Annotated in this window: 21 protein-coding genes; 12 read left to right on the forward strand and 9 right to left on the reverse strand. The window is 44.2% G+C overall.

The window, feature by feature from the left end:
- Positions 1-177: 177 nt before the first annotated feature.
- The 6 genes from phnD to QZY95_RS04345 form a co-directional block, all read right to left on the reverse strand.
- Complete coding sequence (gene phnD / locus QZY95_RS04320) at positions 178-1,056, reverse strand: phosphonate ABC transporter substrate-binding protein (protein WP_290919727.1); 879 nt, start codon at positions 1,054-1,056, stop codon at positions 178-180.
- A 51-nt stretch (positions 1,057-1,107) separates the two neighbouring features.
- Entirely contained in the window at positions 1,108-1,935 is an 828-nt protein-coding gene (gene phnC, locus QZY95_RS04325; RefSeq protein ID WP_290919729.1) for a phosphonate ABC transporter ATP-binding protein, read from the reverse strand.
- Positions 1,936-2,185: 250 nt separating this feature from the next.
- Entirely contained in the window at positions 2,186-2,785 is a 600-nt protein-coding gene (locus QZY95_RS04330; RefSeq protein WP_290919731.1) for a hypothetical protein, read from the reverse strand.
- Positions 2,786-2,891: 106 nt separating this feature from the next.
- On the reverse strand, positions 2,892-3,596 hold the full coding sequence (locus tag QZY95_RS04335) for an NAD(P)H-binding protein (RefSeq protein WP_290919733.1): 705 nt from the start codon (positions 3,594-3,596) through the stop codon (positions 2,892-2,894).
- A gap of 273 nt (positions 3,597-3,869) precedes the next feature.
- A complete protein-coding gene (locus QZY95_RS04340) occupies positions 3,870-4,304 on the reverse strand; it encodes a hypothetical protein (protein ID WP_290919735.1) in 435 nt (144 codons plus the stop codon).
- 67 nt (positions 4,305-4,371) lie between these two features.
- Positions 4,372-4,779: a hypothetical protein gene (locus tag QZY95_RS04345; RefSeq protein WP_290919738.1), complete on the reverse strand. Its 408-nt coding sequence runs from the start codon at positions 4,777-4,779 to the stop codon at positions 4,372-4,374.
- 461 nt (positions 4,780-5,240) lie between these two features.
- Between QZY95_RS04345 and QZY95_RS04350 the strand changes: the two genes are divergently transcribed.
- Together QZY95_RS04350 and QZY95_RS04355 are read left to right on the forward strand one after the other, a co-directional pair.
- The gene (locus tag QZY95_RS04350) at positions 5,241-6,674 is read left to right on the forward strand and encodes a HAMP domain-containing sensor histidine kinase (RefSeq protein ID WP_290919740.1); all 1,434 of its coding nucleotides are present in this window, start codon (positions 5,241-5,243) and stop codon (positions 6,672-6,674) included.
- Positions 6,675-6,751: 77 nt separating this feature from the next.
- Entirely contained in the window at positions 6,752-8,119 is a 1,368-nt protein-coding gene (locus QZY95_RS04355; protein WP_290919742.1) for a sigma-54 dependent transcriptional regulator, read from the forward strand.
- 100 nt (positions 8,120-8,219) lie between these two features.
- On the opposite strand, the gene QZY95_RS04360 is transcribed toward QZY95_RS04355, so the two are convergent.
- Positions 8,220-10,238 carry a S16 family serine protease gene (locus tag QZY95_RS04360; RefSeq protein ID WP_290919744.1) on the reverse strand — a complete coding sequence of 673 codons (2,019 nt, stop codon included), beginning with the start codon at positions 10,236-10,238 and terminating at the stop codon, positions 8,220-8,222.
- Positions 10,239-10,521: 283 nt separating this feature from the next.
- Between QZY95_RS04360 and QZY95_RS04365 the strand changes: the two genes are divergently transcribed.
- Genes QZY95_RS04365 through QZY95_RS04390 form a run of 6 tightly spaced genes read left to right on the forward strand, consistent with a single transcriptional unit; the run spans position 10,522 to position 13,902 of the window.
- Positions 10,522-11,010: a hypothetical protein gene (locus QZY95_RS04365; RefSeq protein WP_290919746.1), complete on the forward strand. Its 489-nt coding sequence runs from the start codon at positions 10,522-10,524 to the stop codon at positions 11,008-11,010.
- Positions 11,011-11,063: 53 nt separating this feature from the next.
- Positions 11,064-11,225 carry a hypothetical protein gene (locus tag QZY95_RS04370; RefSeq protein WP_290919748.1) on the forward strand — a complete coding sequence of 54 codons (162 nt, stop codon included), beginning with the start codon at positions 11,064-11,066 and terminating at the stop codon, positions 11,223-11,225.
- 31 nt (positions 11,226-11,256) lie between these two features.
- Positions 11,257-11,568 carry a hypothetical protein gene (locus QZY95_RS04375; RefSeq protein WP_290919750.1) on the forward strand — a complete coding sequence of 104 codons (312 nt, stop codon included), beginning with the start codon at positions 11,257-11,259 and terminating at the stop codon, positions 11,566-11,568.
- Between the two features lie 27 nt (positions 11,569-11,595).
- Complete coding sequence (locus tag QZY95_RS04380) at positions 11,596-12,663, forward strand: sulfite exporter TauE/SafE family protein (protein ID WP_290919752.1); 1,068 nt, start codon at positions 11,596-11,598, stop codon at positions 12,661-12,663.
- A 35-nt stretch (positions 12,664-12,698) separates the two neighbouring features.
- Positions 12,699-13,553, forward strand: coding sequence for a universal stress protein (locus tag QZY95_RS04385; protein WP_290919754.1), 855 nt, complete (start codon positions 12,699-12,701; stop codon positions 13,551-13,553).
- A gap of 4 nt (positions 13,554-13,557) precedes the next feature.
- Positions 13,558-13,902 (forward strand): hypothetical protein, encoded by a 345-nt coding sequence (locus QZY95_RS04390; protein ID WP_290919756.1) that lies wholly within the window; start codon positions 13,558-13,560, stop codon positions 13,900-13,902.
- Positions 13,903-14,312: 410 nt separating this feature from the next.
- Here the strand turns inward: QZY95_RS04390 and QZY95_RS04395 are convergent, their stop codons facing one another.
- The gene (locus QZY95_RS04395; RefSeq protein WP_290919758.1) at positions 14,313-15,494 is read right to left on the reverse strand and encodes an iron-containing alcohol dehydrogenase; all 1,182 of its coding nucleotides are present in this window, start codon (positions 15,492-15,494) and stop codon (positions 14,313-14,315) included.
- An 816-nt stretch (positions 15,495-16,310) separates the two neighbouring features.
- Here QZY95_RS04395 and modA point away from each other — a divergent pair.
- From modA to QZY95_RS04410, 3 genes are read left to right on the forward strand one after another with little or no spacing between them, the layout of a single operon-like run.
- Positions 16,311-17,003, forward strand: a complete 693-nt coding sequence (modA, locus tag QZY95_RS04400) for a molybdate ABC transporter substrate-binding protein (RefSeq protein ID WP_290919760.1) — start codon at positions 16,311-16,313, stop codon at positions 17,001-17,003.
- Between the two features lie 5 nt (positions 17,004-17,008).
- Positions 17,009-17,686: an ABC transporter permease subunit gene (locus QZY95_RS04405; RefSeq protein ID WP_290919762.1), complete on the forward strand. Its 678-nt coding sequence runs from the start codon at positions 17,009-17,011 to the stop codon at positions 17,684-17,686.
- 19 nt (positions 17,687-17,705) lie between these two features.
- Positions 17,706-19,268: a ribonuclease H-like domain-containing protein gene (locus QZY95_RS04410; RefSeq protein WP_290919764.1), complete on the forward strand. Its 1,563-nt coding sequence runs from the start codon at positions 17,706-17,708 to the stop codon at positions 19,266-19,268.
- A 250-nt stretch (positions 19,269-19,518) separates the two neighbouring features.
- On the opposite strand, the gene QZY95_RS04415 is transcribed toward QZY95_RS04410, so the two are convergent.
- Positions 19,519-19,773 carry a hypothetical protein gene (locus tag QZY95_RS04415; protein WP_290919766.1) on the reverse strand — a complete coding sequence of 85 codons (255 nt, stop codon included), beginning with the start codon at positions 19,771-19,773 and terminating at the stop codon, positions 19,519-19,521.
- A 468-nt stretch (positions 19,774-20,241) separates the two neighbouring features.
- Between QZY95_RS04415 and QZY95_RS04420 the strand changes: the two genes are divergently transcribed.
- Positions 20,242-21,396 carry a Bcr/CflA family efflux MFS transporter gene (locus tag QZY95_RS04420; protein WP_290919768.1) on the forward strand — a complete coding sequence of 385 codons (1,155 nt, stop codon included), beginning with the start codon at positions 20,242-20,244 and terminating at the stop codon, positions 21,394-21,396.
- Positions 21,397-21,414 lie beyond the last annotated feature (18 nt).

The raw sequence follows: 21,414 nt of genomic DNA on the forward strand, positions 1-21,414 counted from the left end.
ATGTACGTACGAGTGGTTGCCAGTAACTGCTCAGTATTGTTGGCAGTGCTCTTGTGGCTCAACTTTTCCTATGTACTATCTATGAGTATCTTTTGGAGTCTTGCATCTACGACTCCTTCAGCCAGAATTGCTGAACCGAAGGAGAGCAGTCTGCAGGTTCACCCTAATTTGTATTACTTATTTTGCAGCGAGTTCTTTTTTAAGACGCTTAAGGTAGCGGATAATGTCGTAAGTAGTGTCAGTGGTGAACTGGTAGCCACCGTTTTGCAGCTTATTGATACCGGCTTTGTTTGCGTTGAACATGAGCATTGCTCCGGCAAATGCTGCTTTAAGGCTTTCTGGAAGATCGCGGCGTGCAGCCATTGGAGCTCCTGGAATAAGCTCGGAACGCCAGAGGATTCGGAAGTCGTTCATGGAAACCTGACCTTTTTCAATCATACGGTCGAGGTCGATGTTGTTTGTAGCGGCTACTTCAACACCTTTGTTTTTTACAGCAAGGATGGATGCGCCGTGAGAACCGGAGAATTTAACCTGTTTGAAGTAGTCTTCAGGCTTAACGTTTAAGTCACGGGCAAAGAGAACGTTTGGTACAAGGTAGCCGGAGGTGGAGTTAGGATCTGTGAAAGCAAAAACTTTTCCCTGAATGTCGGAAAGTTTTTTCATATCGGAATCTTTACGGACGATAATGATGCCTGTGTAGCCTGGCTGTCCCTGCTTGTTGAGTTCCATGACCAGTGCCTGAGCACCTGCTTTTTCAGTAGCTTCTGTGTAACTTTTAGGGCCGAAGTAAGCAAAGTCGATATGTTTGTGAGTCATGGCAGTAATGATGCCTGCGTAGTCTGATGCACTGAACGCTTCAACTTCAATACCGAGTACTTCGTGAAGATGTTCGGTCAACGGGGCAAAACGTTTTTTAATATCCGCATTACCTTCTGTAGGAATGAAGCCTACACGTATTTTTGTCGGCCATACTTCCGATGGAGCTGCAAAGGCGGGCAAAGCAATTGAAACAAGCATACACAAAGTAACAAGACTCATAACTAAACGACGAAACATACTGTTCTCCATTTTTTTAGTGTAAAAACAAGACGTCTTATTTGGTTTAAGCTAAGCGCAAGCAGCAAGCTCGCCTTTAGCCTCGTTGATTCGTGCGCCGTAAATTTCGGTGATCATGTCATCATCAAGGTTCTGTGGGAGAACATCGTGGATAACTTCACCGTGGCGCATACCTACAATGCGTTTGCCGTATCTGGTGGCAAAGTCGATGTGGTGTAAGTTAACAAGCACTGGAATGTTACGGATCTCATGGATTTCACGCAGAATATCCATCACAACTTCTGCGCTGTGCGGATCAAGGCTGGCGATAGGTTCATCAGCAAGAAAGACTTCCGGTTCCTGAGCAAGAGCACGGGCAATGGCTACACGCTGTTGTTGTCCACCGGAAAGGGTATCTGCACGTTGAAAAGCAAGGTGGGCAATGCCCACTTGTTTCAGGCATTCAAATGCTGTTTCTTTTTCATCGTTGCTAAAATGTCTGGCTAGTGAACAGCATTGGCTGAACAAGGAGCTGTTAAAACGGAGGCGTCCTACCAGTACATTCTCGAGAACTGTAAGGCGTCGTACCAGATGGAATTGCTGGAAGATCATGCCTACTTTTCTACGTACTTTTCTGATGTTTTTTCCGGATACAGCAGTGATGTCTTCTCCGAAGAGTTCAAGAGTTCCGGATGTGGGACGTATAAGGCGGTTCATGCATCGCAAAAGAGATGATTTGCCCGCACCTGAAGAGCCGATGATGGAAATGAATTCATTGGAGGCCACGGTGAGTGACACATTAGACACAGCACGTGTGCCGTTCGGATACACTTTGGTCAGCCCTTCCGTAGAAATGGCCGGTATCTGTTTTTTGATTTGTACTTGTGTAACGTTTTGCATACTGCATTCCCTCATGAACTTATCAAAAAGAGTTATTGTCTTTGTTGAAAAGGTTCTACGGGGGGAATGTGGTAGCTTTGTTACACTGATATTGCAGTGTGTTGTCTGTGAGTTATAATCTATACAACTTTTGTATTGGTCTAGTTTTCGAGACGTAAAGGCGGGAATAGGGAAGAGGGTGGCACTAATGTCTAAGGAGAAGGCACAGCTGTGAGCTATGCCTTATAATGATAGTCTTTGGGTGAATGGGTTAACCAAGTTGTAAACTGATTAAGCTGGCCAGTGGAACTTTTGCAATCAATGTCATGGCAATTGTTGTTCCAACAAGTGTTCCCCATAGGATGATTTTAGCACTGGTTTTAAGTGGGTATCCAAGACGCTCGCGCTTACGTAAGTACCAGGATAAGATGAGAATACAAAAGATTGTTTCAAAGGCTATCCCTAAAATCGGCATGGTATTATAGAGGCCAAGCCCAAAGGCTTGAGTATGATTTGGGGACAGAAAGTGTTTAAAGCCGACAAGCATATCCAATACTTCGTGGAGAAGCATTAAGCCCAGTGCAATGAAAAAGAGACGTTTGCTTTTGAATAAGAGGCCGACGATTGCACTGACAATAACAGCCGTAAGAGCTAGCGGAAGTATGTCGTGTGAGAAATGCATCTCTGCCTGCATGTTCATAAATGAAACCTTGAAGAAGTTTTCGGGGCTGATGGATTCGTATCCCATAAACACAAAGGCAAGCATAAGAAAGTCAGCAAGTTGAGGGAGTAGTAAAAAGAGCCAGAACGGAGCAATTTTTCTGTTGCTGTCATAAGCATACGGAATAAGAGCCGTTACGTAGTGCCCCATTATCATGAATCTTCTCCGGTAGTGACAGCGTGATGAATGAGAAGAAATGCCACAATATAAAGTGTTAGAAAAACAAGTATGGTTGTGTTCATACGTTCTCCTGTTTTCAAAGATGACTTTTATTGTTTGCGTGAGCGAGAATTTCGTCACTTTCAAAGATTGTAACGTTAGGTGCTGCCTTTTTATCAGAATAATGTAGGGCGGTTTCAACCATCATTTGTGCTAGCTGCTCTGTTTCAACAGGGCGGTATTTAGCCATTTTTCCGAAAAATAGTGGTGAAAAAAGAGTAAGTGTCCAGTACCCTATATTTTCAAGTAGTCTGAACTCAGAGCGTTCGCCATGTAATAACGACGGCCGGTATATATAGAGGGCTGGGAGTTGAAGCGTGGTGAGAAATTGTTCCATTTCTCCTTTAGTTTTCAAGTAGGCATTGGAGCTTTGTGCATCTGCTCCCAGAGAGCTGATAACTGAAAACGTTTCTGCGTTTAGACGGGTGGAAAATCTTGCTAATGAAACCACATAGGTGAGATCAACCTGCTTAAATGCTTCTAATGATCCTGCTTTTTTTCTAGTTGTGCCAAGGCAGCAGAAGACATCGTCTACCGGGCCGTTTATTTTTGAGTCGGCTAAGTTGTCAAAGTTTACCAACTGAACTTCAATGAGTGGAAGAGTGATATCAAGTTCACGGCGCGAGAGGATAATGATTCGAGAGTATTTATTTGAACGTAAGAGTTCATGAAGGAGTTTGGAGCCGACAGCACCAGTTGCACCAGCAAGAAGAGCACTTTTTTTAGAGTGAAGTTCAGTCACGGTATCACCTTATGTTGTTCATAGAGTTGGTTACGTGGCGGGTATTGAAAACTTCACTTATAATACGTTCTCCGTGCTGTTTATAAATGATAATTGAATATCAGGAAAACGAGAAAAAGTAGAAAAAAGAGCACTTGTATGCAGGTGGAGCAGCAGTAACCGGAAGGTACGTGGAAGATTGCGCAGACATACCTGTGAGAAGAAATAGATGCTATTAAAAAAGCCCCTTACAGCGAAAGGGGCTTTTTTAATAAAACAAGGTAAGCAGTATGCTTAAATTTTTTCTTTTTCAAGAAAGACAGCTTTGCCGACTTTAGAGAAAATGGTTTGGTAAATTTTAGAGTCGTAAACTGGTTGAGACCAGATATTACCACCAGTGTTACTTACGCTTTTTTGAACGATACTGATTCGAACCTGAATATTTTTTCCACGTTCTCTAATCATGGTTGAAGCTTCAGAACGCATTGTAGTCTGGTACGTTCCGGAGCCTGCACCCTGATTAAACTCAGCAGCAAATTTAGTACTGCTGTCGAGGTCGTAAACTTCTTTTGCAGCAGTAACAACACCAAGGTCTTTATCGGTGCTTCGGATGGCATATCCTTCGTCCATGAGAGCAGAAAGGACAGCTTTAATCACTTCCATTTTGCTGACATCAGAGTATTCGCGTGTTTGCATTTGGCGAACCTGCAACTGTGTCATGTCAGGCATTGGAGGAGGTCCCCCTGACCCCATACAACCACTGAGAGTCAAGCAAAGAAGAGCTATGAAAAATAGCTTAGAACTTGCTGGAATGGAACGAGATTTCATCTGCGAATCCTTCAACGAATTTGATGATTACTGTAAGTGTGTTCTGAGAAGATGTAACTGCACCTGCACCACCGGAGCCGCCAACAATAATCAAAAAGTAACTGTTTTGGCTGTTTGAGTAGCTTTTTGCAGAGCTTACTTTATCCCAGATGTAGGTTTCTTTTCCTGAAGAGTCGCGTGTAACAATATTCGGTGATCCTAACGCTTGAATCACGTCTGCTTGGCTCATTCCTTTACGAATTTTTGCCTGTACAACACCAGGGGTAAGTTTTTTACCATCTTCAATGCCTACGCCTTTCTGGTGGTGTTGAGCACCACAACCAGCAGTAAAGGCGGTTAACATAGCAATAAGGCAGAGTGTGACTAATCTTTTCATAAGTACTCCTTAAGAGGCTCTTTTAATTATTTTATGTAATGTGAGCAACGTATTTTCTTTTTTTTTATAGTAAGTTGTATCTGTTTGTTTTTTTTAGTCTATTTTTCAACAGATTTGTGCACGTAACAATACAGATACGTACTCACTTATATGTATTGTCGTTGTACTAATTGCTCTATTCTATTTGCGAAGACGCAATGTGTTTTTTGGTCAACAAGAAAAACTACAGAATTGCAGGTTATGAAAAGGGTAATTTTTGTAGAAAAGGGCAATTGTAGACTAGGGTGGTAGAGTCTACACATCGTTCGGTAATAGCTTGAGTATGAAAGTTGGCCTTTCAAACTAACTGAAAATGTTGATTTTTTTCTTTGCAACTTGACTTTGTGCTAAAAATCACAATAAGATTGGTGAGTCTGATATAATAAATTCAATGTGTTGTGTTGCTTTGAGTAGGAGGATGTATGCTGAGACTTAATGTGCGACAGCGGATTATTGCAGGGTTTCTCATCCTTTCTATTTGCCTTGGAGGGCAGACGCTTTTTTCATACAAACAGTTGCTTCTTGTTGAAGATAAAACCTATTCTGTTGAATTTATTGATGACGTTGAAAGTTCTATTTTGAACTTCCGCAGGCAGGAAAAAAACTATCTTTTGTATGGTGAGCAGAGCAGTTATGAACTTGCGCTACTTGAGATAGAAAATACCCTTATGCTGCTTAATCGTCATTCTGATATGAATTTTGACGCAACAATGACTGAAAATATTATTACGCTGAAAAAAACAATCAGCGAATACAGAGATCGAATTGTCTCAATGTATACTGTTTCTATGAAGCAGGGACATAATCTTGAGACAGAAGTGATCAAGCTGCGTGAAATTGGACAGGAACTGGTAGCAAAAGCGCAAAGTATCGCTACATTAGAACGGGAGAATATATTACAGATTAACAGGCAATTGCGTAAGCAGTTGCTTTTTTCAATTTTAACTGTGTCGTTTCTGTTTCTTTGCACGCTCTATTTCATAACAAAGCGGATTGTAAGTCCTCTAAAGGTGATAGAAGAAACAACAACACAGATTGCACAAGGCAATTTTGCTCCGGTCGATGTGGGAAATATTGAGGATGAGATTGCGCAGGTACAAGTTGCCTTTAATCGTATGGTTTCAGAACTGGAGCACAGACAGGCACAGCTTGTTCAAGCGCAAAAAATGTCATCAATAGGTACGTTAAGTGCCGGAATTGCACATCAGGTAAACAACCCGCTTAATAACATATCCACTTCAGCACAGATTCTTCAGGGAGAGCTTGGAGACTCGTTTGACCCATTTGCGAAAAAGTTGCTGCATAATATTGAAACCGAAACAGCACGGGCACGGGATATCGTGCGAGGGTTGTTGGAGTTTGCACGATGTACAGATTTGGCTATTCGAACTGTGTCGTTAAAAGGAGTGGTTGAAAACGCAGTACGGCTTGTTTCATCACAGATTCCTTCCGGTGTGACGTTGGATGTGGATGTGCCGGAGGAGATTTTTGTTCGGCTTGATCCTCAGCGTATGGGCGAGGTCTTAATCAACCTTATTATTAATGCAATTCAAGCTATGAAGAATAAGCCTACAGGTTTTATTACCATCACCGTGTTAGAAGATCAGGTAGACGAGGCTGTAACACTTGTGGTTACGGATTCCGGTAAGGGGATTAGCGATGCAGATTTGCCTAAAGTTTTTGATCCCTTTTTTACACGTAAGGAAGTGGGAGAGGGCACAGGGCTTGGATTATCAGTAGCATACGGTATAATTGAAGAGTTTGATGGAGAGATTCGGGTAGAAAGTACACTCGGTGTTGGATCTCGTTTTTATATTGATTTACCGTTGGTTCAACATGACGAAAGTGTCGCCTGAAACAGAACGTCAAACAGGGCAGTTGCCGGCATGTCGTTACACGCTTGTGGGTGGCTTAAAAGTAGATGCAGGGCGTTATGAATAATGCAAAGATTTTGATAGCAGAAGATGAACTGATAGCCAGAGAGAATCTTGCACATGTGCTTATGCAGCAGAGGGCTGCGGTAACTGCTGTGGAAAACGGGGCATTAGCCCGAAAGGCAATTGAGGCAGAAGAATACGATGTGGTGCTGACTGATATGCGTATGCCTGATATCAGCGGGATGGAGTTACTGCGGATTATTAAAGCTAAAACGCCTGACACAGAAGTTATTGTGCTGACAGGATATGCGACTGTGGATAATGCGGTTCAAGCAATGGGCAAGGGAGCGTTTCAGTATCTTGCTAAGCCTGTACGTCTGGATGAGGTTTCTCTGCTCACGCAGAAAGCGTTGGAGAAGAAGCGGCTTAAAGAAGAGGTCGCTATGCTCAAAGACCAGCTGGGTTCTTCCGGATCAGATAGGATAGTCGGTCACAGTGCTCCGATACATATTCTCAAGCGGCAAATCGATCAGGTAGCAGCAGTTGGATGTACTGTATTAATCCAAGGTGAAACCGGAACAGGAAAAGAGCTGGTAGCCAAAGCACTGCATATGGGAAGTCCGAGGCGGAATAACCTTTTTTTCGCTATTAACTGCGCTTCGTTTAATGAAGAGCTGCTTGCTAATGAACTTTTCGGCCATGAAAAATCTGCTTTTACCGGAGCGCATTCCGCCAAAAAAGGTCTGCTTGAATCAGCAGATAACGGAACATTTTTTCTTGATGAAGTAGGGGATATGCCTCTGAGCATGCAGGCAAATTTACTGCGTGTATTGGAAACCCGAAAACTCCTCAGGGTTGGTGGAACCATCGAGGTGCCTGTTGATGTTCGCATAATAGCTGCCACTAACAGGGATCTGTTGAGTATGGTAGAGCACGGAACGTTTCGGCGAGATTTGTATTACAGGTTGAATGTCATAACGTTAGATGTCCCTCCGTTGCGAAAGCGAAAAGATGATATACCATTGTTGGCAAGCTTCTTTGTGAACAAATTTGCATCTGTTTTTAAAAAGAAAATTACCGACATTGATGACGAAGTGCTCGCAACGTTAAGCAAATATGCCTTTCCCGGAAACGTTCGTGAGTTGGAAAACTTAATGGAACGCGCAGTTGTACTTTGCAATGGTCGCGTTATTCGTATGGCACAGCTTCCTCCAGACTTGTGGGGTGATTCGCTCCTTTCCTCAACAGTGCCGAATCCGCCTATTGAATTTGATGACGTGGTGTCGCTTGAGGACAATGAACGGCGGTATCTGCGTTGGGTTCTGGAGCAGACTGATGGAAATAAAAGCCGTGCAGCTGAGCTGCTCGGGTTGAACAGAGGCTCGCTGTGGAGAAAGATGAAACGTCTTGGACTTGATGGCTAGCAGTATCTGTTCAGTTATAGAATTGGTTGGTAAAAAAAGACGTTGTGTCATATGACACAGCGTCTTTTTTACTCGCGTTACTTGTATTGGAATTTTATGTCTATTCAGCCGGAAGCAGAACGTGTTCTACAACTTCATTGATGGATGAGATAAAGCGTAATTCTGCTGCGCTGCGTACTTCCTCATTCATAACCTGTACTTCCAATTTGTTTCGTTCAGGAAGCAGTATCATGCGCACACCGGCTTGCTGAGCTGCCAGAATTTTTTCACGTAACCCACCAACCGGAAGGATTCGGCCACTGAGTGTGAATTCGCCTGTCATTGCGACATCTCGGCGTGCCGGTCGTTTAGTAAGCAGTGATAGCAGCGCCATAGCAATCGTAACACCTGCAGAAGCACCATCTTTTGAAATATCTCCGGCAGGGATATGCACGTGGATGTCAATTTGCTCAAAAATGTTTTCATCAATGGAAAACGTTTTAGCGTTGCTTCGTATAAAGCTCAAAGCAGTCTGGGCCGATTCTTTTAGAATATCTCCCAGTGATCCGGTCATGAGTAACTGTCCGGTTCCTTTCATTTTGGCTGTTTCGATGTAAATGAGCTGCCCGCCGTATTCGCTCCAGACCAATCCTGTTGTCACACCGATAAGCGGCTGCGCTGTTGCAGCTTCAAATGAATATCGTTCAAAGCCAAGCAGAGAAACGATGTCTTCGCTGGTAATGGATATTGGCGGTTTTTTTGTGTGCTGTAAGATTTCTAAATTGATTTTGCGGCAGACGTTACCGATTTCTCTGTTCACACTGCGCAGACCTGCATCTCGGGTATAGCCTGATATCAAGCTGGACATGGCTTCCGGTGTAAAAGAAATTTCATTCTGGGAGTAACCAAGTGTACGGAGTTGCCGTGGCGCAAGGTAATCCAGCCCAATTTGTTTCTTTTCATTGAGCGTGTAACAGGAGAAAGGAATGATTTCCATTCTGTCCCGTAAAGGAGCGGGTAGATTTTCAACTACATTTGCTGTTGTAATGAACATGACTCGCGAAAGATCAAACGGCGTGTCCAGATAGTAATCAAGGAAATGTCTGTTTTGTTCAGGGTCGAGAATTTCCAGTAGAACAGAAGCAGGGTCTCCTCTGAAATCTTGACCGATTTTGTCGACTTCATCCAGCATGAACACAGGGTTGTTTACCCCGCATTTATTAAGCTCGCTGATAATCCTGCCTGCCATAGCGCCGACATAGGTACGGCGGTGGCCACGCAGTTCTGCTTCGTCACGCATACCGGCAAGGGAAAGACGTACAAATTTTCTGGAAAGAGCATTGGCAACGGATTTGCCGATGGAAGTTTTCCCTGTACCCGGAGGGCCTGAAAAGCAAAGAATGGGGCCGGAAACTGAACATGCCTGTTTCTGGCGCTCTAAAATTTCTTGAACCGTTGTTCGAAGAATTTCCAGATTGATGGGTTTAGGCAGGTAGTGCAATGCTCCCTGCTTTAATGCCCCTATGGCATTATCTACCGTAGCATACCCCGTAACAATAATGAGTTTTGTATCCGGCCATTCGTCTTGAACGTAATTAAGTAGCTCAAGCCCATCCATCTTTTGCATTTTAAGATCGGTAACAATGCAATCTACATTACGTTCCTCTAAGATCGAAACTGCTTCAAGTCCATTGGACGCAACGAGAACTTCACATGACAGTTTACTTAGAGAATACGCCATGTTGTCTCGGGAAATTTCTTCATCATCCACAACAAGGACGGTACTTTTTTTGATGTGGCAGGTGATGTTGGAAGCAAGGTATTCCAGAATACGTTGTTTGACGGTGTTAAGACCGAAATGCTCCTGATTGAGAACGGCGACTGCGTTCTCAAGTTCAAGATTATCCTGTGAGGAGTTTGTCCACGGGAGTGAGAGTAGTAATTCAACATATGTTACACCAAGCCCGAACTCCGCTACTGATGGGTCTGTTCTATCCAGCTTGGTGATTTCTTCTAACGCAATGTGGCGCACATTTTCCGGCAGTTTGGCTTTTTCAACTGCGTTTCGTAGCTCTTCCTGCGTTGTTGTTACCTGTTCCGGTATCGGGTCAATGTTCTCAGGTCTGCTAAATAGTCCCATTTTTCCCGCCTTTTGTTTCTTACAATATATCAGTTTGATACGACTAAATCTATGTATTCCGTTGCTGCAATATGCAGCGTTTTTTTGTGAAAATAATCGGATGTTGCAAATGGATTGCTGCATATTGCAGCGCTCTAATTGTAACCGCTGCATATTGAAGCGGAAGAATGAGTGGCATAAATGCAACTGGATGAATAAATCCTTTAAAAGCAGCGTGTTACAGTTTGGCACGAAAGGTGCTTTTAACGAGGCAAGATTCATAAAGAACACGGTGGGATAGTTCATGAAGATAATGAAAATGTTGGAGTCTGTAGCCACTGCGGCTGCATTTGCAGAAGCAGGGGAACAGGACACAGCTCTCGAGATCATGCAGGCACATGAGAAACAGAAGAAGATCATTGTTGCCTATGATGGCGAGCCGGCAGAACGGCAGGTTATTCGGGCTGCATTGCCCGTAGCAATACGTTTGCATTGCGAACTGCTGTTTACCTGCGTGCTTGGCAGAGCACGCTCAGAAAAGCTGGGCAAGCGATTTCTTGAGGTATCAAACCGTTCTTTTAAACAAATTTTCAGCGAGGAGGTGGCAAAACTACCAGGTGTTCAGCAGTCAATTAATGCTAGGCAAATTGTTGTGTTTGAGGGCTTTAATGAGGCAGTACGAAGAATTTGTAATGAAACACGAGAGGTAGAGTTTGTGCTTCTCCGGTGTGAAGAGTGCAAGCCGGCTCAATTACACATAGATGTGCCGTATTTTTTTATGACGACTACTTAGCATGGGGAGATGCTGAGTAACGCAGAGAACTGCGCTTGAAAAAGGAGGGCGTTGTGAATCTGTTTAAGACGTTAGAAAGGCTCTTTGTAGCAGTCGTGTATGCCGAGAGTGGCGATAGTGAGATGGCTAGTCGCATCGTCAACGGGCAGGAGGAAAAGCGGGCAACCGAACGGGCTTCTAAAAAAGCTCAAAAAAGACCTCAGCTACGAGTGTAAGGTTCTACAGCAGGAAGAAGAAGGAGTAAAAATGAAAACCGCTCAGGATAAAAAGAAAAAGGCAAAATTACACGCCCTTCTGTTCGGCGCAGCAAGCATCAGCTTGTACGCGGCAGTATTTAAATTCGCAGATCCTATGGTGGAACTGTACGCAAAAGGTGGTGCATACTGCCTGTTGCCTGTTTCAACCGTATTTTTATTTTCCTATGTTCATGGCAACTTTGCCAGCAACGTCTGGACCGCTTTGGGAATAGAAGCTTCCTCAAGCGCAGGACGTAAGTCTGATAAAGCAGAGAAAACCCAACGTAAGGACACCCGAAGCCGCGCTACTCTGAAAGCGTAGCAGGATAGTGCAGGTAGGAGATATATTATGCATGACGTATTGTTAGATGGTGCTCGTTTTGTTGACCTGTCTTTGGCGGGTGTTCTTTTTCTCTTTTTTGTCGGCTTTGTCGGTGGATTGGTCAGCGGATTTATCGGTTCCGGCGGTGCCTTTGTTCTCACTCCGGGTATGATGAGCCTCGGGGTTCCGGGACCTGTGGCCGTTGCCAGTAACATGTGTCACAAGTTCCCTAAGGCTCTTGTTGGTGCACTCAAGCGTTACAAGTATGGTCAGGTAGATATCAAAATGGGGCTTATTGTCGGTGTTTCTGCTGAAATAGGTGTTCAGATTGGTATTCAGGTACAAAAAATGATTCTGGAGCAGTGGGGACCTGCGGGTTCAAACCTCTACGTATCCTTCGCCTTTGTGTTCGTTCTGGTTACTGTTGGCAGTTTTGTTATGAAAGACGCCATCAATACCAAACGGAACGGTGGTGAAGAGAAAGTGACCAACCTTGCGAAAAAGCTTCAGAGCATTGAATTGTGGCCTATGGTTAACTTTAAAGGCAGCAACATTCGCATCTCTTTCTGGTTTACAGCACCAGTAGGTCTTGCTGCCGGTTTGCTTGCAGCTACAATTGCTGTTGGCGGTTTCGCTGGTGTTCCGGGAATGATCTACATTATCGGTATGTCCAGCCTGATGGCTTCAGCAACTGAGCTTGTTGTGGCATTCGTTATGGGGCTTGGCGGTACACTTATTTGGGCTTTTTACGGAATGGTAGATATTCGCCTCACCCTTATTATTCTTGCCGGTTCACTCTTCGGCGTTCAGCTTGGCGCAATTGGTACAACATACGTAAAAGATTATGTAATCAAATACGTAATGGCGACCATTATGCTAATCGTAGCTTTCAGCCGCGGCCTTGCAATGCCAAAATATCTTAAACAATTAGATGCCATTAACTGGGATGCAAGCCTTATTTCCAGTATGAGCAAAACCAGCTTCGGTCTTATGTGTTTTGCTCTTGGTGTCGGGGCATTCATTATCCTTAAATCAATGGTTATGGGACGCAGGCAGGAACGGAAAATGGAACTGGCAGCCAATTCCAACGCATAGCAGTAATGAGAACCTAAGCATAAAGGGCGTTACGAATGTATAAAAGAATGCTTGTAGCTTTTGACGGCGCAGAAACTTCAATGGAAATAGTCCGGCAGGCGGCACGCTTTGCCCGATCTGAAAACTCCATGGTCGATATAGTGACGGTTTGTCCTGAATATCAGGGTGATCTGCGCATTCAAGGAGATACAAACGTTCTGTACGATATGTACGATAACATTCGTAGCGCTCTTAACACTGCTGTGAAGGAGTGTGAAGCCGATGGCGTTCACGTCCGTGGCCACTTTTGCATAGGGAATCCAACCGAGGTGCTGATAGAGCACATAGAGAATCTTGAGGCAGATGTGGTTGCGTTGGGAACACATGCGTCACAGTTGCTTCAGTCAATTGTCATCGGTTCTGTTGCAGATGCTGTGATTCGGCAGACAGACAGCGACTTGCTGGTCGTTACAGGGAATCAGGAACTCTCCCTGGAACGTGTTTTTGTTGCGTATGACGGCAGTGCGGAAGCAAATGCAGCAGCACAGGAAGCATGTGCTTTAGCAGAACGGTATGGCGCAGTACTGACTGCCGGAATTGCCTACGAAATGGATATGGAAGCCTTTAGCATTTCTCCGGTTGTGGAGCGCTCTGTTGTTGAAAAAACAGAGATTACAGTCGAAGCAATAAAAGGAATCGCCGACGCGCATGATCTGCGGGAATTTGATGTGGCTGTGCGATATGGCAATCCTGCCCATCAGGTGCTGGTAGAAGAAGCAAAGCAGAATAAAGCCGGATTGATTGTGATTGGTGCAGGTGCTCGCAGCAAGCTTTCTCATCTTCTTGTCGGCGGGGTTGTACATAAATTGGTTTACAGCAGCGATTGTCCAGTACTGATTGTAAAGGAGTAACCACATGAATGATGTACAAATGCTGTCAGAGCTTGAAGTCGACACCGAAGTAGAGCGGGCAGAAAATGAGCGATTCCGTACATACACCTTTGTGGATGTCGAGAAAAACGAACAGCGAAAATTCACCCATATGGTGCTTTCAGAATCCACAATTGTTGCCGGGGGGCTTGCTGTGTTCGCTATAGAAGCTGAGAAACCTCGGTACTATACTGTTAAATCAGTGGATGATGGAACACGTCGTGTAGAGTTAGTAGCCTGTAAAAATGCGTACGGAAAAATTGCCTTACTCTTTTTACTATTAGGTTTAAGCTGGTTACTAATAGATTTTATTACAAATAAGATTTTCTAGAAAAAGACTATAGGTTTACTCAAATTTTTAGTGATTTAAAAAAACAGTAAGTTACCTGATGGTTGCAGAATATGTGATGTCTTTTTCATAAACATCGTTAACTGGATATTGAATAACTACAAACGTGGTTACTAGATATATTGACCCCAGTTCCGTAATGGCTACGTGTATTTCCTCCTGTAGCCTTTTGCCCCCTCCTCGGAGTCTGAGGAGGGGGCATCTGGTCTATTGAGGGATGCACAAAAGCTAAGCGGACTGATGAGCAAACGGACCATACGAGTTGTCAGGGAGGTACACAGGTCAGTCTGTGTGTTTCATATAAACAACGTATGGCTTCTGCGTAGCGTCATGAACTATAGCAGAAAAGTGTTTGTCGGCAGTCCAAGGGGATACTTTTGTGTTTGAGGGCATTACATTGCTGCTTCATAAATCCGCATGACGTCTTCATCGGAAAGAGAACGAGGGTTAGTTAACACGCACGCATCTTTCTGTGCGTTTTCTGTCATGATCGGAATATCTTCATTCTTTACGTCTTTACCGTAACGCTTGCCTAATTCTTTAAGCCCGTTCGGGATTCCGACATCTTTAGAAAGCGCGCGTACAGCCTTCATGAATTTTTTAGCTGCATCACGGGTGCTGTCTTCTGTTGTATCTTCTCCCATCCAGCTTGCCATTTCTGCAAAACGATCCATTTTTGCGATCATATTTTCTTCTTCAACATATGGAAGAAGGATAGCATTGCATTCTCCATGCGGGAGATTATAGTAGCCGCCCAACTGATGTGCCATGGCGTGAACATGTCCTACGCTGGCGTTGTTAAATGCCATGCCTGCAAGATATTGGGCATAACACATACCTTCACGGGCATGGATATCTTGTCCATTTGCCACAGCTGCACGTAAATGCTTGGCTACAAGTTTAATAGCTTTTTCAGCACAGGCGTCAGTCAACGGTGTTGAAGCAATGGAAACATATGCTTCAACTGCATGCGTTAAGGCATCCATACCTGTTGCAGCAGTAAGTGCAGGCGGCATTCCCAGCATCAGCAACGGGTCATCAAGAGCAACGGCGGGTGTTACGTGCCAGTCTATGATGGCCATTTTTACCTTACGTGATGTGTTGGTAATAACACAGCAGCGTGTCATTTCTGATGCAGTACCTGCAGTAGTATTCACGGCGATAAAAGGTGGCATACCTTTTTCAGATTTATCCAGCCCTTCATAATCGTGAATCGTGCCGCCGTTTGTGCTTACCAGCCCGATGCCTTTGCCGCAGTCATGAGCACTGCCGCCGCCTAACGTAATGAGACAGTCGCACTGTTCTTTTTGATATACCGCCAATCCGTCTGCCACATTTTTGTCTGTGGGGTTCGGAACAGTTTCATCAAAAACAATGCACGGAATGTTATCTGCCTTCAGTAGATCAACAATCTTTTGTGTCATACCGATGGCGGTCATTCCTTTGTCGGTAACGAGGAGCGGCTTTGTTCCGCCAAGTGTTTTTAACTTGGCAGGCAGTTCCTTGTGTGCACCGATTCCCATAAGAGTAACGCTTGGGATAAAAAATCCATTCACTTGTTCACATATAGGCATAGCAGTCTCCATAACTAAAGTTAATTTGAACTGACAAAAAGCGGCATGTGGTAACAGCTGGTAGGTGTTGTTTCCGAAGGGCGTAGAGACATTGTTTCTGTGTAGCAGAGCAACACGGGGACGTTTTTTCAAGCAACGTTTCTTGAAAAAGCTGGAGTATCTTGTCCGTAGAGGTGTGCTTTGAGCCTACGTGGAGCACGTGCAGCCCCCCCAAGAGTTGATGAGGTCTTCTGCACAGATGACGAATGAGTTTCTATTGGCCGCATGAGGTAACGGAAAGAGTAGTAGTGGTTGCCCTTAGCACAGGAACAATATCTCTATGCCCGCCGGAAACAACACCCCCTCGTCGCTGTCACGGTGTTTAGACACGATGTGTCGTGAGCACAGTACTCTTGTGAGTGCTTGCTAGCTATAAAATATGTGTTGCTTTTGAAGTGAGACTATTTTTTGAAGAGACTCAAAACAGCAACCAGTTGTCAGAGATTCGCTGTTAAAATAGACCAGAACAGTGTGCATTGCTCAGAAGTGCGGCCTGTCTGCAATATTGGGCAGGCGTTAGATTGGGTTTACTGTTTATGCTTCCAATATCTTGAAAATATAAATAGTTATTGATTGAATACTTAGTCAGAGAATGACATCTGATTCACTGAAAGCTTTATTTCTATTATCAGGTCACGGTTTATTTTGTTTACGTGACTATGTTGTGTTCTACGGACTCTTTTCATAGAGAATCAGCAAAGTGCTATCCTTTTTTATTGCCATCTATGTGAAGGTGTTGAGTATGAATGTAGTCCGAATTTTTTTGATGAGTGTTTTTTGTTTGTTTCAACAGTCACGGTCGGCTGGGCTGACAATGTCGTAATTGCCTCCGGTGCCGGTTATAAAAAAATGGTGAATGCTCTGTCAGCTGCTTACACAAAGCAGACAGGTTCTTCAGTAGATCTCATCTTCGGGAATATGGCGAGGGTGACAACGCTGGCAAAGCAGGGAGATAAAGTTGGTTTGGTGTTGGGAGATGTGCGATTTTTGAAAAAGGCACAGTTGCCAATGGCTACGATGCAGGAGCTAGGACGTGGTAAGCTTGTTTTAGCTTTTTCTAAATTATCTAATGCAAAAGCCGTAGCCGACTTGGACAACAGTAAAACAGAACGCATAGCACTCCCTGATGGAAAGAAAGCTATTTATGGAAAGGCAGCACGCGAGTTTTTGTCCTCAAGTGGAAGATTGCCGAATATTCAGCCTAAGCTTGTAGAAGTATCAACAGTGCCCCAAGTTTTTTCATACATTGCCACAAATGAAGTGGATATGGGGTTCATAAATTTAACCCATGCTCTTAACGTCGCAGATAAACTGGGTGGATATGTTGTACTGGATGAGTCTTTGTACTCGCCGATTTCCATTGTGGTCGGAGTTCTTAATAATCCAGCCCAGAAAAGCGAACAGCAGGCTTTTCTGAAATTTTTGAATACGCCTCAGGCACAGGCGATTATTCACAACCACGGGCTGTAATCTGCATGGATTTTTTTGCAATTTTATCCGAGCAGCAGACAACGGCTCCTTTGTTTCTTACGTTCAAGACGTTAGCGCTTGTGGGAGTGTTGCATCTTGTCAGCGGTGTGCTGCTCGGATTTTATCTGACGAGTAAACGAAGTATGATGCGCTCCGTTGTCGATTTTATGGTGACGTTGCCGCTCGTGTTTCCCCCCATCGCTACAGGGTTTGTGCTGCTAATGCTTCTTGGGCGGTCAGGAATAATCGGCACGGCACTTCCAGTAGATATTGTTTTCAGCTTCAGCGGGGTCGTCATAGCTTCATTTGTTGCGGGCTTGCCGCTTATGGTAAAATCTGTTGAAACAGCCTTGCGGGGCAATGTTCGTCGATTGGCTGAACTTGCTCATGTGTTGGGAAAAAGTGATTGGGAAACCTTCTGGCTTGTTTTACTTCCCAATATTCGCCGAAGCATTGCCACTGGTTGGTTTCTCGCTTTGGGGAGAGGATTGGGGGAAGTGGGTATTACCTTGATGCTTGGCGGTAATATTATTGGTAAAACAAATACACTTTCCCTTGAGATTTACAATGCTGTGTTTAGCGGTGAGTTTGACAGAGCCGTTGTTCTGGCAACTATTTTGGCGGTGTTTTCATGTATGATCTTTATTGCATTGAAAAAGCTCTCTGCACCAAATTTATTATAAGCCTATTTGTTCAGTAATCATGATTACAAATACTTTTCTTCATATTAAAGGTATCAGCAAACGTCAGGAGCAGGCTCTCTGGGCACAGGGAGTTACTGACTGGACGCGGGATACAGATGATAAGCGTTTAGCTCGGTATACGGCGTTGGACGATTCTCGTGCGGCATTTACCAACGGTGATGCAGAATTTTTTGCCAAAGCGTTGCCAAAGGTAGAGCATTATCGGATTGCTTTGGCGTTTCCAAAAGATGTTCTCTTTGTGCGAGTAGAGACGACGGGTTCGAGTCTTTATTATGATTCAATTACTATGATCGGATGGTCTCTTGGCGCAGAGTACCACGTCTTTGTTGAAGGTGAAGATCCATCAGAGTTTTGCGATGCGGTATTTCGCGCCAAAGCCATAGTTACTTTTAACGGCACGTTGCATGATTGTAAGTTTATCCACAAACGGTTTCCGGACTTGCTGTTGCCCTCGGTGCATCTTGATCTGCGGTATTGCGCAAAACGAGTAGGTTTTTCTGGAGGACGTCAGGCGATAGAGCAGGCGGTAGGGCTTGTGCGTTTGCGCGCATCAGAATCTCCTGCGGTACTGTGGCATAGATATCGTCGTGGCGATAAGGCTGCGTTGCGGCGGATGATTACGGGAAATCATGCAGATATTGAGGCGCAAAAAGTGTTGTTGGATGCATGTGTGGGCAGGATGTATTCGAAGTTTGCTGTGCCGGAGGCAGTACGTTCTTCAGTGCGTTTTTCTAATTTGGCAAGCGTGATTCGTTGGGCTGAAAAGGGAAGACAGTATGCCGGAGGTATTCATATATCATCATATGCAGGGGCTGCGGTACCGTCTGTAACCTTTAAGACCTTGAATAAAGAATGCGCGCTTGATGAAGCCTGCGTAGTCGGCATTGATCTTGTGGCATCTGAAAAACGAAGTTCCGGCTACTGTGTCCTTCGGGGTAATGTTGCGCAGACGCAGAGATTAAAAACAGATGAAGAAATGATCGATGCTGCGCTTTCTGCGGGAGCAACTCTTGTTTCAATCGATTCGCCTCTTGGAATCCCTCATGGCAGGACATCGTTTTGGGATGATGACCCAATGCGTGAACAGTTCGGCATTACCCGTGAATGTGAGCGTTTATTGAAACAGCGTGGTATATCTGTCTATCCCTGTCTTATTCCGAGTATGCAAAAGCTGACACAGCGTGGAATCACGTTAGCTGAGAAGTTTAAAGCATGCGGAGTAGAGGTTATTGAAGGGTATCCGGGGGGAACACAGGATGTGCTTTCTATTCCTCGTAAACAGGCGGGGCTTGGCGATCTTATCGAAGGACTTAAAGAGTTTGGTTTGACAGGTGATTTTGAATATCGTGAATTTCAGCAACCCGGCGAAGGATACAAGAAGAATGTATCATCTACCGGTAAAAAATTAGACTCTGCACAACTTCCAAAAATTACTCATGACGAATTAGACGCTGTTACCTCTGCATTGGTGGGACTTTTTTACCTGTGTGGAAAGTATGAGGCGTTAGGAAATACAGAAGAAGGGCTACTTATTTTACCAAGCGTCGAGGGCGGCTTTTAGGTTTACACAAAGAAGCGGCTTGCTATGAGACTGTTATAGCTAAGGATAACGTCAAGTCTGTTGCATTGGCGCGGCTTGTGTAGTTTGAAAGTCGTCCTCATGAAAGGCTCCATCGATACTCGGTGGAGCTTTTTTGTTGCTTGCTGAAAAGTACAGAGAAATATAAAAAGCCGGTTTCCAATAGAACGGGAACCGGCTTTTTATGTTCAATGCAATTTATCGTAGTTGCAATAACAATAAAGTCTTGTGGCTATAGCAGTGCCTGAAGCTTTGCATAGTCAAAAGCACCTTGGATTTTTTCCTGAATTTCTTCAGAAGAGATTTCACGGTTGAGCTTAAGCTGTGTAGTTGTTTCGTTTACGCCGTCATACCATGTAATATCAATGAAGTAGAATTCAGTGAAGTTTTGAGCAGTGCTCACAACAGCTTTAACATATTTAATCGGCTCTTCAGGAAGAGTTCCAAGCGCCGCCTTTACCTCTTTATCAAAAGTGGAAATATCCATATTCCCTCCCGTAGAAAATTTCATATCTTAACGTAGAACATCGTAGACTGGGATAACGCCAGTCGTGATACGTAGATATTTTTAGACGAAGCCTTTGTAGTGTACATATTGTTTGGTGGCAAGTATGAGAGAATCAATAAAAATGTCTAGACATGTTACGTAAATAGTCTGTTTAAATTACAACTGCGCTTCATTAGGTAATAAGAGCAAAACTATGAAGTATAATAATTCGTTTTACACTAGGCTTGCATGGGCAATCATACTTACAGGTATTGCTCTTGGAGTCGGTGTGTTTCTGTATTGTGTTAAATACGGCTTATAGCCGGCTGTTCTTTGACAGAAGGTGTCTGTGCACGAGAAATAATCGTCAGTACTCTTTATGAGCGGGTACTGTAGGCTGATCTTTTTTGTCCTGATGAGCAGGGCTTTTGTTCAGCTGAAACTTGAACTTTGGGTACATGGAAAGATATGTCTAACTTTGTTTTCATTACGCTTTTGGCAGCATTTCCAGCGCTGTCTACGGATATGTATCTTCCTGCGTTGCCTATTATTCAGGAACAGATGGGGATACCTCTGGCAACAGCGAACTTGTCGCTGGTTTTGTTTTTTGTGTTTTTCAGCTTTTTCCTGCTTATCTACGGCCCGCTATCCGATAGAATAGGCAGGCGCCCCGTATTGCTGGGAGGCATCTGCATCTACATTGTCGGCAGCTTGCTCTGCGCGCTATCTCAAGGCATATGGGTGTTGGTAACGGCACGTATTGTTCAAGCCGCAGGTGCAGCTTCTGCTTCTGCACTGTCTATGGCTTTAGCAAAGGATGTGTACACGGGTGTTGAAAGGCAAAAAGTTCTAGCCTACATCGGGGTCATTATCCCGTTGTGTCCAATGATCGCCCCTCTTTTAGGCAGTTTTGTCCTTGAGTATGCATCATGGCATTGGATTTTTGTCTGTCAGGCTGTGCTGGCATCACTGGCAATGTACGGAACAATAACATTTAAGGAACCGGAATTTGAGAAAGTTCAAGGTTCAGTATGGAAAGTTGTTGCCCGTTATGGAGCTGTTCTTTCTAATGTTCCGTTTTCTGTCTGCTGCTTTACCTTTTCATTCATGGGAATTGGCTTTTTTGGCTTTCTTGCAGGCTCGGCTGATATCTATGTTCTCTCGTTCGGACTCACAGAGCAGCAATACGCGATGTTCTTTGGCTTTAACGCGCTAGGCTTTATGCTTGGATCCTTTTTGTGTTCACGCTTATGTATCGATATGACTTCAAGTGATATTTTGCAGTGTTCATTGATAGGGATTCTGGTTGCCAGCGTAGCATTGTATTTCTTCGGGGATACCCCTGTGGGATTTGCCCTGACAATGTTTGCGATGACATTTTCCATCGGTGTAAGCCGTCCGGTAAGTAACCATATGATATTGGAAACTGTGGATTCAGATGTCGGAACCGCAGCATCCATACTTACCTTCACGTACTTTATTCTAGGTGCGATAGCTATGCAGTTCATTTCTTTTGACTGGAACAGCAAGCCGGAGGTCATTGCCCAAATGGGAGTTGCTGCGGGGATTATTCCAATCGTAGCGTTGTTCATCATGCGCAAACGGCTTCATCATAAAGTATAGTTTACAATTAACAGCGCC

Source organism: Halodesulfovibrio sp. (assembly GCF_015482765.1).
Taxonomy (GTDB): domain Bacteria; phylum Desulfobacterota; class Desulfovibrionia; order Desulfovibrionales; family Desulfovibrionaceae; genus Halodesulfovibrio.